We start from the raw sequence: 13,969 nt of genomic DNA on the forward strand, positions 1-13,969 counted from the left end.
CCGTTCGGCTCTCGCGCGCGCTTTCCCGGTCTCCTAGCGTGCGGGCGTGGCTACTCACGACAAAGGCTCGAGCACCTCGAGCGCTTTCTCCGACGACTCGTTCTACTCGAGCAGCGGAGGGGGAGTGCACCACTTCGACGACAGCACGACCAGAGTCGGCGAAGGGGCTGCTTCGCCGTACGACTCCACGACGAAGGCGTTCGACACGACGGCCTACACGCCGCTGGACAGGTCCACTGTGGACAAGTACGCCGACGACCCGTTCGACGACGAGCGCAAGAAGTTCGGCTGGACCGCCGGTCCCGACCTCGGTCTGCTCGGGCTGCGCGCCGTGCTCGGCGGCATCTTCGTGCTGCACGGACTGCAGAAGGTCTTCGGCCTGTTCGGCGGCCCCGGCATCGACGGCTTCGCGAAGTCGCTGGAGTCGATGGGCTACCGCGAGTCGGTCGTCCTCGCCTGGGTCACCGGCGTCACCGAGCTCGCCGGCGGCAGCCTGGTGGTGCTGGGCCTCTTCACGCCGCTGGCGGCCGCGGGCCTGCTCGCGGTGATGGCCAACGTCATCGCGCTGAAGTACAAGGGCGGCTTCTTCGGCCCCAAGGGCGTGGAGCTGGAGCTCGCGCTCGCCGGCATGGCGTTCGCGGCGCTGTTCGCCGGGCCCGGCCGGGCCGCGCTCGACTACAACCGCAGCTGGTTCCGCCACCCGCTGGCGGCCGGGTTCATCGCCCTGCTGCTCGGCGGCGGCGCCGCGGCGGTGACGTTCTTCGTGTTCCGGTAACGGAAACATGCGCGGTGTGCAAGTTTGGGATGAAGGGAACCTTCGTCCACTCCAGGTGGATGAAGGTTCCCTTCATCGAGATCAACACAGCCGACCTGTTCGGTGAGTGTCGAACAGGTCGGCTGTAGTTATGAGCCTGTTGATGTTGACCTGGTGGTACTTGTAGACGCCTAACGGCTGGGGTCGCGCACCGCGCCGGTCGACGCGTCGGTCGCCATGCGCGCGTACGCGCGCAGCGCGCCCGTGATCGGCCGCACCCGGTCCACCGGCTGCCACGGCCGTTCCGACGCCTCCATCTTGGCGCGCCGCTCGGCCAGCACCTCCTCGTCCACCAGCAGTTCGAGGCGCCGCTCGTGCACGTCGATGAGGATCCGGTCGCCGTTCTCGACGAGGCCGATCGTGCCGCCGCCCGCCGCTTCCGGCGAGATGTGACCGATCGACAGGCCCGACGAACCGCCGGAGAACCGGCCGTCGGTGATCAGCGCGCACTTCTTGCCGAGGCCGGAACCCTTGAGGAACGCGGTGGGGTGCAGCATCTCCTGCATGCCGGGGCCGCCGGACGGGCCCTCGTAGCGCACCACGAGCACCTCGCCCGCCTGGATCTCCTTGTTGAGGATCACCGAGACGGCCTGCTCCTGGGACTCGACGACGCGCGCCGGGCCCTCGAAGTGCCACAGGTCCTCGTCGATGCCCGCGGCCTTGATGATCGCGCCGCGCTCGGCGAGGTTGCCGCGCAGCACGGCCAGGCCGCCGTCACGGGTGTAGGCGTGCTCGAAGTCGCGGATGCAGCCGTTCGCCGCGTCGGTGTCCAAAGAGGACCACCGGTTCGACGTGGAGAACGCCTGCGTGGTCCGCACGCCACCGGGAGCCGCGTGGAACAGCTCCAGCGCCTCGGGCGACGGGTTCGAAGCGCGGATGTCCCACTTCGCGAGCCACGACTCGAGGTCCGGCGAGTGCACCGAGTGCACGTCGCGGTTCAGCAGCCCGGCGCGGTCCAGTTCGCCCAGCAGCGCGGGGATTCCGCCCGCCCGGTGCACGTCCTCCATGTGGTAGTCGGAGTTCGGCGACACCTTGGACAGGCACGGCACGCGGCGGGACAGGTCGTCGATGTCCTGCAACGTGAAGTCGATCTCGCCCTCCTGCGCGGCGGCGAGGATGTGCAGCACGGTGTTCGTCGAGCCGCCCATGGCCATGTCGAGCGCCATCGCGTTCTCGAACGCCTTGCGGTTCGCGATCGAGCGCGGCAGCACCGACTCGTCGTCCTCGCCGTACCAGCGGCGGCACAGCTCCACGACCACGCGGCCGGCCTCGGAGAACAGCTCGCGGCGCGCGGCGTGGGTGGCCAGCGTCGAGCCGTTGCCCGGCAACGACAGGCCGAGCGCCTCGGTGAGGCAGTTCATGGAGTTCGCGGTGAACATGCCGGAGCAGGAGCCGCACGTCGGGCACGCGGAGCGCTCGACCTCGGACAGCCCTTCCTCGTTCACGGCGGGCGAGGCCGAGGCGGCGATCGCGGTGATGAGGTCGGTCGGCGCGACGGCGACACCCTCGACCACGACGGCCTTGCCGGCCTCCATCGGGCCGCCGGACACGAACACGACGGGGATGTTGAGCCGCATCGCCGCGTTCAGCATGCCGGGGGTGATCTTGTCGCAGTTCGAGATGCAGACGATCGCGTCGGCCTGGTGCGCGTTGACCATGTACTCGACGGAGTCGGCGATGATCTCGCGGCTGGGCAGCGAGTAGAGCATGCCGCTGTGGCCCATGGCGATGCCGTCGTCGACCGCGATGGTGTGGAACTCGCGCGGCACGCCACCCGCCTCGCGCACGGCCTCGGCCACGATGTCGCCGAGGTCCCGCAGGTGCACGTGACCCGGCACGAACTGCGTGTAGGAGTTGGCGATCGCGATGATCGGCTTGCCGAAGTCGCCGTCGGTCATGCCGGTCGCGCGCCAGAGGGCGCGCGCTCCGGCTGCGTTGCGGCCGTGGGTGGTGGTGCGAGAGCGGAGCTGAGGCACTGCTCCTCCAGATTCAGTTCATGAAAAAAGCGCGCGGGACGGCCGGGTGAGGCGTCCACCAGTCTGGGAGCGGTGCCTCAAAGGCTACTCGTGCGCAGACTCGCCGAGACCAGCAGATAGGCCAGTGCGAGCGTGATGACGTGCACAACCGAGCACCACAGGCAGATCTTGCCGATGATGAGCAACTCGGCCGCGATCAGGTAGACGACCATCAGCACGCCGATACCGATCGACCCCAGCCGCACCCACCTCAGCGCGTCGATCCGCCACGCGAACGGGAGGCAGATCACGGTCAGGAACGCGAAGAAAGCCAGCCCGAGGAACGCGACGGGGATGCCGAACAACGCGGACTGCTCGCTCGTGGTCACCGTCTCGCAGTCGACGACGGCGTCGGCCGAGCACAGCCACGCGCCGGCGTTGAAGTGCGTGTACGTCAGATAAGCCGAGGTCAGCAGGCCCGCGACGGACAGCAGCAGGCTCAGCAGTCCAACTCGTTGGATCACTTCTCCGACTCTACGGATGCCTCTGTGACGGTCGGGTCAGGAACACGCCCGCCGCTGACCGCCGACAACGCCGGCAGGTGCATGAACCGCACCGCGGGCAGCGTCACCTCGGTGTCGTCCGTCTTCACCGCCTTCAGCCAGCCCTTCCGGACCAGCCGGATGGACTTCACCTCGTCCCAGCGCACGGTGGTCGAGCCGAACAGCCCCCGAGCGACGAGCGCCTCCTCGGTAACGGTGGTGCGGTTGCGCACGACCCACCACGCATAGCCGAGCGGCAGCACGTACAGCGCCTGCAGACCGGGAATGGCCCACGCCACAGGAGTCACGCAGATGGCGATGAGACCCGCCGCGAGCAGCGCCGTTGCCGGGATGCGAAAGACCAGCTTGTTCACTCGAAGGATTGTTCCACGTCCACGATCCGGGAATTCCGTCTCGCAGAGTTGACGCACTCTTGCGCGAGGCGATAACGTCCGCCTCATGCAGCGCACGCTCGTTCTCGTACTTCTCAGGCGCGTCGACGCCTGAGCCGAACAGCCTGCGTCGACGCGCGACCCTCGCACGACCCGTTCTCCGGGTTGTCGAGGGTTTTTTCGTGTCCGGACCCCGATACCCACGAGGCAAACCAATGACCAGCGCACCATCGCGACAGGCTTCCGAGCCCTCGTCGCCACGTCCAGGTCCGCGCCCCAAACCGGCTCCGCCCACCGGCGCGCCGATCCGAGTGACCGGGGCGCAGTCCCTCGTCCGCTCGCTCGAGGCGGTCGGGTGTGAAGTGGTGTTCGGCATTCCCGGCGGGACGATCCTTCCCGCGTACGACCCGCTGCTGGACTCCACGAAGGTCCGGCACATCCTCGTCCGCCACGAGCAGGGCGCAGGACACGCGGCGACCGGATACGCGCAGGCCACCGGCAAGGTCGGGGTCTGCATGGCGACCTCTGGACCCGGTGCGACGAACCTCGTCACGCCGCTCGCGGACGCGAACATGGACTCCGTGCCCGTCGTCGCGATCACCGGCCAGCAGACGCGGCCGCTGATCGGCACGGACGCCTTCCAGGAGGCGGACATCTGCGGCATCACGATGCCGATCACCAAGCACAACATGCTCGTGACCGACCCGGCGGAGATCCCGAGGGCGATCGCGGAGGCGTTCCACATCGCGGCGACCGGCCGACCCGGCCCGGTGCTCGTCGACATCCCGAAGGACGTGCTGCAGGAGCAGACCAGCTTCTCGTGGCCGCCCGACCTGCGCCTGCCCGGTTACCGGCCGACGACCCGGCCGCACGGCAAGCAGGTGCGCGAAGCCGCCAAGCTGATCGTGAACGCGCGCAAGCCCGTCCTGTACGTGGGCGGCGGCGTCATCAAGGCGGACGCGTCCGCGGAGCTGCTGCGCCTGGCCGAGGACACCGGCATCCCGGTCGTCACCACGCTGATGGCGCGCGGCGCGTTCCCCGACTCGCACCAGCAGCACCTCGGCATGCCCGGCATGCACGGCACCGTCGCGGCCGTCGCGGCGATGCAGAAGTCGGACCTGCTGATCGCGCTGGGCGCCCGGTTCGACGACCGCGTCACCGGCCAGCTCGGCTCGTTCGCCCCCGACGCGCAGATCATCCACGCCGACATCGACCCGGCCGAGATCTCCAAGAACCGCCGCGCGGACGTCCCGATCGTGGGCGACTGCAAGGAGATCATCACCGAGCTGATCGACGCGGTCCGCACCGAGCGCGAGACGGCCAAGAAGGTCGACCTCACGCCGTGGTGGGACACGCTGAACTCGTTGCGCGAGACGTTCCCGCTCGGCTACGACTGGCCCGAGGACGGCACGCTGTCGCCGCAGTTCGTGATCGAGCGGATCGGCGCGCTGTCGCCGGCCGACACGATCTACACGGCGGGCGTCGGCCAGCACCAGATGTGGGCCGCGCAGTTCGTGAAGTACGAGCACCCGCGCACGTGGATCAACTCCGGCGGCCTCGGCACGATGGGCTTCGCGGTCCCGGCCGCGATGGGCATCAAGGCCGGTGAGCCGGACCGCACGGTGTGGGCCATCGACGGCGACGGCTGCTTCCAGATGACCAACCAGGAGCTCGCCACCTGCGCCATCGAGAACCTGCCCGTCAAGATCGCCGTCATCAACAACGGCAACCTGGGCATGGTCCGCCAGTGGCAGACGCTCTTCTACGGTGAGCGGTACTCCAACACGGATCTGGGCACGCACAAGCACCGCATCCCAGACTTCAAGCTCCTGGCGGAGGCTCTCGGCTGCGCGGGCCTGCGGGCCGAGTCGCGCGAGGAGGTGGACGAGGTGATCGCGAAGGCGCTGGAGATCAACGACCGGCCGGTCGTGGTCGACTTCGTCGTCGGCAAGGACGCGCAGGTGTGGCCCATGGTCGCGGCCGGCACCGGCAACTCCGAGATCATGGCCGCTCGCGGCATCCGCCCCCTGTTCGACGAGGATCTGTGATGACCAGGCACACGCTGAGCGTTTTGGTCGAGGACAAGCCCGGTGTGCTCGCGCGCGTCGCCGGCCTGTTCTCCCGCCGCGGCTTCAACATCGAGTCGCTGGCGGTCGGCCGCACCGAGTACCCCGACATCTCCCGCATGACCATCGTGGTCTCGGTCGACGAGCTGCCGCTGGAGCAGGTGACCAAGCAGCTCAACAAACTCATCAACGTCATCAAGATCGTCGAGCTGGAGCCGACCGCTTCCGTTCAGCGGCAGCTGGTGTTGATCAAGGTTCGCGCCGACGCGACGGTGCGTTCGCAGGTTTTGGAAACTGTTCAGCTCTTCCGCGCAAAGGTCGTCGACGTGTCACCGGAGGCGGTCACAATCGAGGCCACCGGCACGTCTGAGAAGCTCGACGCGTTGTTGCGCATGCTGGAGCCCTACGGGCTTCGCGAGATCGTCCAGTCCGGCATGGTCGCCATCGGCCGTGGCGCTCGTTCCATCACCGCCACCGCGGTTCGTTAGTACTAGAGAGAAGGAAACACTGTGAGCGTCGAGATCTTCTACGACGACGATGCCGACCTGAGCATCATCCAGGGCCGCAAGGTGGCCGTGATCGGCTACGGCAGCCAGGGCCACGCCCACGCGCTGTCCCTGCGCGACTCGGGCGTCGAGGTCCGCATCGGTCTGCAGGAGGGCTCCAAGTCCCGCGCCAAGGCCGAGGAAGAGGGCCTGGAGGTCGGTACGCCGGCCGAGGTCTCCGCGTGGGCCGACGTGATCATGATCCTGGCGCCGGACACCGCCCAGCGCCACATCTACGCCAACGAGATCGCGGCGAACCTGAAGGAGGGCGACGCGCTCTTCTTCGGCCACGGCTTCAACATCCGCTACGGCCTGATCACCGCTCCGTCCGGTGTGGACGTCGCCATGGTCGCGCCGAAGGGGCCGGGCCACCTGGTCCGCCGCCAGTTCGTCGACGGCAAGGGCGTGCCCGCGCTCATCGCGGTCGAGCAGGACGCCTCCGGCAACGCGCAGGCCCTCGCGCTCTCGTACGCCAAGGGCATCGGCGGCACCCGCGCCGGCGTCATCAAGACGACGTTCAAGGAAGAGACCGAGACGGACCTCTTCGGCGAGCAGGCCGTCCTGTGCGGTGGCGCGTCGGCTCTCGTCCAGGCTGGCTTCGAGGTCCTCACCGAGGCGGGCTACGCCCCCGAGGTCGCGTACTTCGAGTGCCTGCACGAGCTGAAGCTGATCGTCGACCTCATGTACGAGGGCGGCATCGCCCGCATGCGTTACTCGATCTCCGACACCGCGGAGTACGGCGACCTGACCCGCGGCCCGCGCGTCATCACCGCGTCGGTCAAGGAGGAGATGAAGAAGATCCTGGGCGAGATCCAGGACGGCACCTTCGCGAACGAGTGGGTGGCCGAGGACGACAACGGCCGCGCCAACTACAAGAAGCTGCAGCAGGAGGGTGAGAACCACCCGATCGAGGCGACCGGCAAGAAGCTCCGCGACATGATGTCGTGGGTCGACCGGCCGATCACCGAGACCGCCTGAGTCCTTCGTGATGGGGAAGGCCCGTGGAGCGTGTGTGACGCCCCGCGGGCCTTTCCGCTAACTTCTGTCGCATGACCGATAGTGCGCCGATCTACGACGACAAGGCTCACGTGCGCGGCAACCTGGACCTCCGCGACGCCGAGTGGAAGCGCCCGCCGGAGCCGGAGCCCGAGGACGGCCACGTCGAGATCGCCTTCGTGGAGCACACCGACGGCGCCACCTACGTGGCCATGCGCAACTCCAAGCAGCTGGAACCGGTCCTCGTCTTCACGATGGCCGAGTGGGACGCCTTCGTGGCGGGCGCCAAGGACGGGGAGTTCGACGAGCCCTGGTAGCGGCTCGTCCCCCGGTGGTCAGCAGCTGTAGGACTGGCGGGTCTTGAAGATGTCCACGGCGCTGTAGAGGCCCGAGTCGTAGGTGAAGTCGGCGCTCCAGAAGTACTTCGGTGGCGGGTTGCCGTCGTTCATCCGCGGGCTGTTGAACTGGCCTCTGGCGAACAGCCTGGTGCCGCCCGTCGTGAAGAACGTCAGGGTGGTGTGCCAGACGTCGCCGGTGTGCGTCTTGTAGGTGAGCGTGGTCGCGCTGAACGTGCCCGTCCCGTCGGGGCGCAGCACGATGGTGCCGTTGTCCTGCTGACAGTCACCGCTGTGCAGCTGGCCCCAGACCGCGCTCTTGACCGCGGTGGTGTGCAGTCCGCCGGCCTGGGCCGAGGCCGAACCCGTGTCCGCGTGCGCCGCCGGCACGCCGATGAGCAGCGCGATGCCGGCGAAGGTCGCCGCGACGGCCGTCTTGAGTCCTCGAGTTGCGCGTTTCATCGTTTCCCTTCACAGCATTCCGGACGGCGGGGAGCGACTCTCTCCGCTTGCTGTGCTGACGTTGGCGGTAGCCGTCGACAATCCGTCGACAGTCCGTCGACGGTCTGGGGGAACCGATGTCGGGCCGGTCTTCACGACGACCGGGCGGGCCGCTTCCTGTGCAGGTGCCAGAGACGGGGAGCCCGCCGAGGCCTGGTGAGCATCCCCAGACCGGCGAACCTGTCGCGTGAGCGCGGTCCACGACCGCACCGCACGTCCGCTTCCCGCACGCGGTCCGCGCGCCGCCGGGCACCGGTCGCCGCGATCAGCGCGGAGGCCGACACGAGGTCGCCGGCGCGGAGGTCCTCGACTCCCGCGAACTGCCACCTGAGATCTGTCAGGCACGTCATGCCCGGAAGCTAGCAAGGCGTCCCCGCCGAGGTCAGCCGGTTTTCGGTCCACCACGTGGCGCCGCGTCACGAGAACCAGCGCAAACACCGTCCCAGCCCGCAGGACGCGGCAGTGACCTGAGCCACCCGCCAACGGCCGGGTCAACGCCCCCTGTCTATGCTCGTTAACAGTCCGGACACATTGCGGTGCCCGGTCGGCGCGGGTCAGCCGCCTCGACCACGCCCGCGCCCCACGATCCAACCGTTCTGGGAGCGATGTCCGTGACCAACACGAGCCGACCTGTTGTCCTCATCGCCGAGAAGCTCGCACCGTCCGTGCTGGACGCTCTCGGCGATGGCGTGGAAGTGCGCCACGTAGACGGCACCGACCGCCCGGCCCTCCTCGAGGCCGTCGCGGACGCCGACGCCCTGCTCGTGCGGTCCGCCACGCAGGTCAACGCCGAGGTGTTCGCCGCCAGCCGCAAGCTGAAGGTCGTGGCCCGTGCGGGCGTCGGCCTGGACAACGTCGAGGTTTCGGCAGCCACGGCCAACGGCGTGATGGTCGTCAACGCACCGACGTCCAACATCGTCAGCGCCGCCGAGCACGCCGTCGCCCTGCTGCTCGCGGTCGCGCGCCAGATCCCGTTCGCGCACGAGACGCTGCAGAACCACGAGTGGAAGCGCAGCAAGTTCAACGGCGTCGAGCTCAACGGCAAGACGGTCGGTGTCGTGGGCCTGGGCAAGATCGGTCAGCTGTTCGCGCAGCGCATCGCCGCGTTCGGCACCACCCTGATCGCCTACGACCCGTACGTCTCGGCGCAGCGGGCCGCCCAGCTCGGCATCGAGCTCGTGACGCTGGAAGAGCTGCTGGAGCGCGCCGACGCGATCAGCATCCACCTGCCGAAGACCCCGGAGACCAAGGGCCTGATCGGCGCCGAGCAACTGGCCAAGGCCAAGCGCGGCGTCATCATCGTCAACGCCGCCCGCGGTGGCCTCATCGACGAGGAGGCGCTGGCCGAGGCGGTCAAGGAGGGCCAGGTCGGCGGCGCCGGCGTGGACGTCTTCTCCACCGAGCCCACGACCGAGAGCCCGCTGTTCAACGTCCCGGGCATCGTCGTCACCCCGCACCTCGGCGCGAGCACCACCGAGGCACAGGACCGCGCGGGCACCGACGTCGCGAAGAGCGTCGCCCTCGCGCTGGCCGGCGAGTTCGTGCCGGACGCCGTCAACGTGCAGGGCGGTGCGGTCGGCGAGGAGGTGCGCCCGTACCTGCCGCTCGTGCAGAAGCTCGGCACCGTCCTCAGTGCACTGTCGTCGAAGGCGCCGACCAGCGTCACCGTCGAGGTGCGCGGCGAACTGTCCACTGAGGACGTGGCGGTGCTGCCGCTCGCCGCGCTGCGCGGTGTCTTCTCCAGCGTCGTCGAGTCGCAGGTCACGTTCGTCAACGCCCCGCAGCTCGCCGCGGACCTCGGCGTGAGCGTGGACCTGGTCAAGGAGACCGAGAGCCCGAACCACCGCAGCCTCGTCACGGTGAAGGCCGTGCAGGCCGACGGCACGAGCAACAGCGTGTCCGGCACGGTCAGCGGCATCGCGCAGGTCGAGAAGCTGGTGAACATCAACGGCCGCAACTTCGACCTGAGGGCCGAGGGAACCGTGCTGCTGCTGGAGTACCCGGACCGTCCGGGTGTCATGGGCACGGTCGGCACGCTGCTCGGCGAGGCCGGCGTGAACATCGAGGCCGCGCAGATCAGCCAGACCGGCGCGGACGCCGTGATGGTGCTGCGGGTGGACCGCCCGGTCGACACCGCGGTGCTCGACCCGATCGGTGCCGCCGTGGGAGCCCGCACCGTGCGGAGTGTCGACTTCGGATAGTCACGACAAAGCGGGAGGGGGACGGTCAAATCCCCCTCCCGCGGCTGTCACGGTGAACAACGAAGCTGTAACGACCAACTCTCCGTAGACAAACTTCATACTTTCGGGGCAGTCGCAAACACACATCAGCGATTAGCGTCCCCACGAGGTTGACCCGGTGCCGTAGAGGGCGCGGCACGCGTGTTCGGGTCGAAGGAACACACCTCGTTTGGGGCAATGTTGTGAAGAGACGATCGAGTCTGGTGGTGTTCTCTGCCATCACCACACTGCTGATCGCACCCGCCACGGCACAGGCGCAGAGCGAACCGCTCGCGCAGCCGTTGAAGGGTGCACACGGGCTGGACGCGAAAGCGTTGCAGCTCAAGGTTTCTCCTCGGTTGAACCAGTCCGGCCAGGTCACCGCGTTCGTCGCGCTCGACCGCAAGCCCGCCGTCGACGCCTTCGAGGAGAAGAAGCCGCAGGGCAAGGAGGTCGCGAAGCAGGCGGCCAAGCAGGCGAAGAGCGACGTGTCGGCGACGGTCGACCAGGTCGTCGGTGAGCTCAAGTCGAAGGACAACGGCACCAAGGAGCTCTTCCGCACGTCCAACGCCGTTCCCGGCGTGGTCGTGACGGCGGACGCGGCGAAGGTCCGCGAGCTCGCCGACCGCCCGGACGTCGCCGCGGTCTACCCGGTCGTGCCGAAGACGCGCGCGAACTCCAACGCGGTGCAGCTCACCAGGACGCTCAACGTCTGGCAGCAGTACGGCAAGCTCGGTGACGACGTCCGGATCGGCGTCATCGACACCGGCGTCGACTACACGCACGCCAACTTCGGCGGTCCCGGCACGGTCGAGGCGTTCCGCGCGGTCGACCCGCGGGCGAAGAACCCGAACTTCCCGACCTCCAAGGTCGTCGGCGGCTGGGACTTCGTCGGTGAGGACTACGACGGGGCCAGCAAGGACCCGGCGAAGAACACGCCGAAGCCCGACCCGAACCCGATCGACTGCAACGGCCACGGCTCGCACGTCGCGGGCACCGCGGCCGGGTTCGGTGAGAACGCCGACGGCAGCACGTTCAAGGGCGACTACACCAAGCTCGACGCCGACAAGCTCAACGCGATGAAGATCGGCCCCGGCACCGCGCCGAAGGCCCTCATCTACGCGCTGAAGGTCTTCGGCTGCGAGGGTTCGACCAACGTCACCTCGCAGGCGCTCGACTGGGCGCTCGACCCCGACGGCGACGGGGACTTCTCCGACCACCTCGACGTGGTCAACCTGTCGCTCGGCTCCGACTACGGCGCACCGGACGACCCCGACAGCCTCTTCGTCAAGAAGCTGTTCAAGGCCGGCGTCCTGCCGGTCTTCGCCGAGGGCAACGGTGGCGACCTCTACGACGTCGGCGGCTCGCCGGGCAGCACGCCCGAGGCGCTGACCGTCGCGTCCGTGCGCGACTCGTTCGTGCTGCGCGACGGTGCCGAGGCCAACGGCCAGGTGAAGCCCGGTCAGTACAGCCAGAACTTCACCGGCTACCTGGGTTACGACAAGACCCTGCCGGTCGTGAAGCTCACCCAGGCGGGCAACCTCGACGGCTGCCAGCCGATCACGCAGACGGGCCTCGCGGGCAAGTACGTGTGGCTGGAGTGGGACGACAACGACGCGTCGCGCCGCTGCGGCTCGGCCGGTCGCAGCAACAACGCGCAGGCCGCCGGTGCGGCGGGCGTGGTGCTTTCGTCCACTTTGAACAACTTCTCGGCGGGCATCGCGGGCAACGCGACCATCCCGGTGTTCCAGTTCACCGGCGACGCCACCAAGCAGGTGCGTCCGCTGCTGGACGCGGGCACGCTGACCGTCCGTCTCGCGGGTTCCCTGCGCACCACCGTGCCGACGTACGACCAGTCCATTTCGGACACGCCGAGCTCGTTCACCAGCCGCGGCACCCGCGGCGCGTCGATCAAGCCGGACGTGGCGGCGCCCGGTGACACGATCTCGTCGACCGCCGTCGGGTCCGGCAACGACCGCGCGGTGTTCTCCGGCACGTCGATGGCGTCCCCGCACGTCGCCGGCATCGCGGCCCTGGTGCGCCAGACGCACCCGGACTACACGCTGGAAGAGGTCAAGGCCGCGATCATGAACACGGCCGGCGCGGACGTGAAGGAGAACGGCAAGACCTTCGCGCCCAACCGCGTCGGCACCGGTCGTGTCGACGGCAAGGCCGCGATCGACAACCAGGTCCTGGCCCTCGTCGAGGACGACCCCGGCTTCGTGAGCGCGAACTTCGGTGTCGTCGAGGTCGCCAGGCCGGTCTCGAAGACCAAGACGATCAAGATCGTCAACAAGTCGACGAAGGCCGTCGAGTACAACGTCGGCTACAGCGCCGCCACGACGATCCCCGGCGTGAGCTACGTGCTCTCGCAGGACAAGGTGAAGCTGAGCCCGCGCGGCATCGCGCGCGTCAAGGTCACCCTGAAGATCGACGACCCGAAGGCGCTGCGCAAGACGGTCGACTCGACCGTCGTGACCAACCAGCTGGGTGCGGCGCGACAGTTCATCGCGGACGCCTCCGGTCGCGTGACCCTCACGCCGACCGCCGGTGCCACGGTGCCGCTGCGCCTGTCGGTGTACTCGGCGCCGAAGCCGGTCGCGGACATCAACACCCCGGCTGGGCTGAAGTTCAGCGGCACGGACAAGCAGGCGGTGCTGAACCTGAGCGGCCGCGGCGTCGACCAGGGCACCGGCTCGCAGGCCTACCGCTCGCTGGTCAGCGTTCTCGAGCTGCAGGCCCAGTCGCCGAAGCTGCGCGACTGCAAGCGCAACGTCACGCAGAACTGCGCGCTGAACGAGACCGCCAAGGGCGGCGACCTGCGTTACGTCGGCGCGGCCTCCACGGCCCCGCTCGCCAAGGCGCAGGGCAAGCCCGAGGAGTCCATGCTCGCGTTCGGCATCGCGACGTGGGGCAACTGGTACAACCTCGGCAAGAACACGGTTCCGTTCATCGACATCGACACCAACGGTGACGGCACCGCGGACTTCGAGACGTTCGCCACCCGGCTGACCGACACCGACCTGCTGGTCGCGTCGACCGTGGACCTCAAGACGGGTGCGCAGGTCGACCTCCAGCCGATCAACGGCCAGTTCGGCGACGTCGACACCAACACCGCCGACACCAACGTCGCGGTCCTGCCGGTGCTGCTCACGGCACTCGGCATCGACCCGGCGAAGGACACCGCGCGCATCTCGTACGTCGCCGGCACGTCCGGCTTCTACGTGGCGCCGGGCAACGCGAACGGCCTGATCGACGTGATCGACCACAACCTGTCCTACGACCCGCTCAAGCCGGGCCTGTGGGTGCAGGGCGGCGGCGACGCGGCGCTCTCGTACCTCGCCAAGCCGGGTACCGCGCTCGTGGTGAACAGGGACGCGGCGGCGCTGAAGTCCGACAAGTCCGACGGCCTGCTGGTGCTCAACCACCACAACGCCAGCGGTGACCGCGCGTCGGTCGTCTACGTCTGCTCAACCGGCCGCAACTCGGCCGTGTAGGTCGGACCTTTTCTCGATGAAGGGCGCCTTCATCCACGTCAAGGTGGTGTAGTCGCCCATAATAGGGGGGTGAAGGGGTGTGAGCCCCAGTCTCCGCAACAGTAATT

12 protein-coding genes are annotated in these 13,969 nt (G+C 68.5%); 7 read left to right on the forward strand and 5 right to left on the reverse strand.

Annotated features, from left to right (window positions below; translation table 11 throughout):
- Positions 1–46: 46 nt before the first annotated feature.
- Positions 47–775, forward strand: a complete 729-nt coding sequence (locus ABZV40_RS42250) for a DoxX family protein (RefSeq protein ID WP_355455188.1) — start codon at positions 47–49, stop codon at positions 773–775.
- Between the two features lie 170 nt (positions 776–945).
- On the opposite strand, the gene ilvD is transcribed toward ABZV40_RS42250, so the two are convergent.
- From ilvD to ABZV40_RS42265, 3 genes are all read right to left on the reverse strand, one after another.
- Positions 946–2,790 (reverse strand): dihydroxy-acid dehydratase, encoded by a 1,845-nt coding sequence (gene ilvD, locus ABZV40_RS42255; protein WP_355455190.1) that lies wholly within the window; start codon positions 2,788–2,790, stop codon positions 946–948.
- A 77-nt stretch (positions 2,791–2,867) separates the two neighbouring features.
- Entirely contained in the window at positions 2,868–3,293 is a 426-nt protein-coding gene (locus ABZV40_RS42260) for a vitamin K epoxide reductase family protein (RefSeq protein ID WP_355455192.1), read from the reverse strand.
- Positions 3,290–3,685, reverse strand: a complete 396-nt coding sequence (locus ABZV40_RS42265; protein WP_355455194.1) for a PH domain-containing protein — start codon at positions 3,683–3,685, stop codon at positions 3,290–3,292. Before ABZV40_RS42265 ends, ABZV40_RS42260 begins: the two co-directional genes overlap by 4 nt.
- 233 nt (positions 3,686–3,918) lie before the next feature.
- Between ABZV40_RS42265 and ABZV40_RS42270 the strand changes: the two genes are divergently transcribed.
- The 4 genes from ABZV40_RS42270 (at position 3,919) to ABZV40_RS42285 (ending at position 7,627) form a co-directional block, all read left to right on the forward strand.
- A complete protein-coding gene (locus ABZV40_RS42270) occupies positions 3,919–5,751 on the forward strand; it encodes an acetolactate synthase large subunit (RefSeq protein ID WP_355455196.1) in 1,833 nt (610 codons plus the stop codon).
- The gene (ilvN, locus tag ABZV40_RS42275) at positions 5,751–6,257 is read left to right on the forward strand and encodes an acetolactate synthase small subunit (protein WP_030467896.1); all 507 of its coding nucleotides are present in this window, start codon (positions 5,751–5,753) and stop codon (positions 6,255–6,257) included. The genes ABZV40_RS42270 and ilvN overlap by 1 nt, the downstream gene beginning before the upstream one ends.
- Positions 6,258–6,278: 21 nt before the next feature.
- Positions 6,279–7,292 (forward strand): ketol-acid reductoisomerase, encoded by a 1,014-nt coding sequence (gene ilvC / locus ABZV40_RS42280; protein ID WP_355455197.1) that lies wholly within the window; start codon positions 6,279–6,281, stop codon positions 7,290–7,292.
- Between the two features lie 71 nt (positions 7,293–7,363).
- Positions 7,364–7,627: a DUF397 domain-containing protein gene (locus ABZV40_RS42285; RefSeq protein WP_355455199.1), complete on the forward strand. Its 264-nt coding sequence runs from the start codon at positions 7,364–7,366 to the stop codon at positions 7,625–7,627.
- Positions 7,628–7,645: 18 nt separating this feature from the next.
- On the opposite strand, the gene ABZV40_RS42290 is transcribed toward ABZV40_RS42285, so the two are convergent.
- Positions 7,646–8,107 carry a DUF6294 family protein gene (locus ABZV40_RS42290; protein ID WP_355455201.1) on the reverse strand — a complete coding sequence of 154 codons (462 nt, stop codon included), beginning with the start codon at positions 8,105–8,107 and terminating at the stop codon, positions 7,646–7,648.
- A gap of 131 nt (positions 8,108–8,238) precedes the next feature.
- On the reverse strand, positions 8,239–8,496 hold the full coding sequence (locus ABZV40_RS42295) for a hypothetical protein (RefSeq protein ID WP_355455203.1): 258 nt from the start codon (positions 8,494–8,496) through the stop codon (positions 8,239–8,241).
- A gap of 261 nt (positions 8,497–8,757) precedes the next feature.
- On the opposite strand from ABZV40_RS42295, the gene serA reads away from it, so the two are divergent.
- Together serA and ABZV40_RS42305 are read left to right on the forward strand one after the other, a co-directional pair.
- Positions 8,758–10,347: a phosphoglycerate dehydrogenase gene (gene serA, locus ABZV40_RS42300; protein WP_355455205.1), complete on the forward strand. Its 1,590-nt coding sequence runs from the start codon at positions 8,758–8,760 to the stop codon at positions 10,345–10,347.
- A 242-nt stretch (positions 10,348–10,589) separates the two neighbouring features.
- Complete coding sequence (locus ABZV40_RS42305; protein ID WP_355455207.1) at positions 10,590–13,862, forward strand: S8 family serine peptidase; 3,273 nt, start codon at positions 10,590–10,592, stop codon at positions 13,860–13,862.
- Positions 13,863–13,969: the final 107 nt, after the last annotated feature.

The sequence above is a fragment of the Lentzea sp. NPDC004782 genome (assembly GCF_040609115.1).
Lineage (GTDB): Bacteria > Actinomycetota > Actinomycetes > Mycobacteriales > Pseudonocardiaceae > Lentzea.

Coding starts and splice junctions, on each gene's coding strand:
- ABZV40_RS42270 (WP_355455196.1), top strand. CDS start 3,919: ATGACCAGCGCACCATCGCGACAGGCTTCCGAGCCCTCGTCGCCACGT.
- ABZV40_RS42285 (WP_355455199.1), top strand. CDS start 7,364: ATGACCGATAGTGCGCCGATCTACGACGACAAGGCTCACGTGCGCGGC.
- ABZV40_RS42290 (WP_355455201.1), bottom strand. CDS start 8,107: ATGAAACGCGCAACTCGAGGACTCAAGACGGCCGTCGCGGCGACCTTC.
- ilvN (WP_030467896.1), top strand. CDS start 5,751: ATGACCAGGCACACGCTGAGCGTTTTGGTCGAGGACAAGCCCGGTGTG.
- ABZV40_RS42295 (WP_355455203.1), bottom strand. CDS start 8,496: ATGACGTGCCTGACAGATCTCAGGTGGCAGTTCGCGGGAGTCGAGGAC.